Raw genomic sequence first — 2,089 nt, forward strand, 5'->3', positions numbered from 1 at the left:
TGGTCGGACAGGATCTTCAGCACCGCCTGGACCGGCGTGAGGCCCGGATCGGCCAGGGTGGTGCGCAGCGCGTCCTCTACGGCGTCGTCCAGGTCCAGGACCAGGGACTCCTTGGTCGGGAAGTAGTTGAACACCGTCTTCTCCGACACCCCACAGGCTTCTGCGATCTCGGCGACGCGCACCGCGTCGAAGCCGCGTTCCAGGAACATCTCGGTCGCCGTGTCGGATAACTGCTGGCGCATCAGCCGCTTCTTGCGCTCCCGCAGCCCCTCGTCGGCGGGCGGCTCAATCCCGGGACGTAACCCCGCCCAGTCCACGGCCACAGTGCGCTGACTCATGCCTCCAGCTTACTCCTGCGGCTAGAGAAATTCTGCTACAGTAAATTTTCAGCCACTAAAATTAGTGATGGTCGTCCCGCCCGCCGATCCTGAGGAGTTGCCGTGAGTGCGATCCATCTGGTCAAGGACTACCCCCACTGCCCCGAGAAGGTCTGGCGCGCGGTGACCGACCCGGCGCTGATCCCGCTGTGGACCGCCACCGGCGCGGGCGGCCGCACCGAGGGCTTCGCCACCGTCGTGGGCACGAAGTTCCAGTTCATCGGCAAGCCCAAGCCTGGCTGGAATGGCGTCGTGGACTGCGAGGTGCTTGAGGCGAACGAGCCGTCCCTGCTGCGCTGGTCGTGGACCGATACATCCAGCGGCGACACGACAGAGGTCGTCTACCGCATCGAGCCCCACGCCGGTGGAACGCGCTTCACCTACGAGCACACCGGCTTCACCGGCGTCAGCGGATTCCTCATGGCGCAGCTACTGGGCCACGTACGCCGCAAGATGCTCAACCAGGGCCTGACCGCCGTGCTTGACGACATCGACGACCACGGCGTGTTGCGCCCCGGCAGCACCCTCGCCCCCAAGCCGCTGTAACCGCGGGGGTCAAATGCTGTCTCCAAGCGTCGCAAATAGATGACGGTGCAGTCGAGGGTGACGAAGCCTGGCGGATCGTGTCGCGGCGCCCCACTGCGCTCGCGCGGCCCCTGAGCCGCGCGGGACACGGGCAGCGGCCGGTAGATCGTGAACAATGCGCGACGGCCGCGGACTGGCGAACGATTCAACAGAGTTGGCCCGGCGCCCGGGTTCGTGCGGCCCGTGGCGCGGTGGTGTGAGGTAACGCCTCGACGGCGGCATGGTGACGGCTCGGCGGTACTCGCCGGTATTGGTGTCTTCGGTCCGGTGGAGTAGCGGGCAGCGGGCTACTGGTCGCGGATCGAGTGCCGGACTGATGGCGGCGGGAGTTGAATACGGCAGTGGATATGACGCGTACGGCGAGCGCGATCGAGTCGCATCCCGAGTTCTACGCGGACATCATCGAGGCGGGCGGCCTGGCCGTTGCGCTGACGAGGGCAGCCGCCGACCTGGGCTTGGAGATCGGCGCGGTCGAGCCAGCTCGGGAGGGCTCACTGGCCGACGTACGGATCGCGGCGGCGCTGCCCGGCCGCGCCGACTTCACGGTCACAGCCCGCCGATTCAGGCGATCCTTCTCGGTGGACAACCACGAGTACGGTGTCGCCCACGCCCGAGGTCGCACCCCGGATCTGGCCGAGGTGGCCAAGGCCGCAGCGGCCTGGTCTACCGGGGCGGACCCGCGCGGGGTGAAGAGCGCCGCGCCGTTCATCGAACTGCCGCTGATGGCCGAGGCGCGTGCGAGCGGCTCGGCGCATCTGGTGGTGGAGGCCAACTGGCAGCGCAGACGCGAGGCCTGGGGTCGGCAGTGGGAGTTCGAGCCGGACGGATGGCGCGAGCCCGCTGCGCTCACCGCGTTGCGCGCGCTGTTCGATGCCGCGTACGCGCAGCCCCGGCTGCGCTGCCTCTACGCGGTGACCAGCTATTACAGCTTGTGGTTCAGCACGTGCACGGACCGTCCTCTCACACGCGTCGGCGCCGTGATCGAGCCACGGGGCGACGGGCGCTACCTCGTGGGGCGTTGCCGCGAGGAAAGCGAATACCTCGACACGCCCCAGGCCGCCGCCACCCGCGCCGCCGAGATCCTGCCCGCCGACTGCGGCCCCGCCATTCTCGGCACCGCCATCGAC

3 protein-coding genes are annotated in these 2,089 nt (G+C 68.5%); 2 read left to right on the forward strand and 1 reads right to left on the reverse strand.

The features are described from left to right. On the reverse strand, positions 1-338 hold a 338-nt coding region (locus tag VGZ32_RS24380; protein ID WP_326888516.1), incomplete at its 3' end, for a TetR/AcrR family transcriptional regulator. Between the two features lie 102 nt (positions 339-440). Between VGZ32_RS24380 and VGZ32_RS24385 the strand changes: the two genes are divergently transcribed. Together VGZ32_RS24385 and VGZ32_RS24390 are read left to right on the forward strand one after the other, a co-directional pair. Next, the gene (locus tag VGZ32_RS24385) at positions 441-923 is read left to right on the forward strand and encodes an SRPBCC domain-containing protein (RefSeq protein ID WP_326888517.1); all 483 of its coding nucleotides are present in this window, start codon (positions 441-443) and stop codon (positions 921-923) included. Between the two features lie 386 nt (positions 924-1,309). Further along, the coding region (locus tag VGZ32_RS24390; protein WP_326888518.1) for a DUF6193 family natural product biosynthesis protein at positions 1,310-2,089 on the forward strand (780 nt) is incomplete at its 3' end.

Origin of the sequence: Actinocrinis sp., from assembly GCF_035938995.1 — a bacterium.
In the GTDB taxonomy this organism is placed as follows: domain Bacteria; phylum Actinomycetota; class Actinomycetes; order Streptomycetales; family Catenulisporaceae; genus DASZGI01.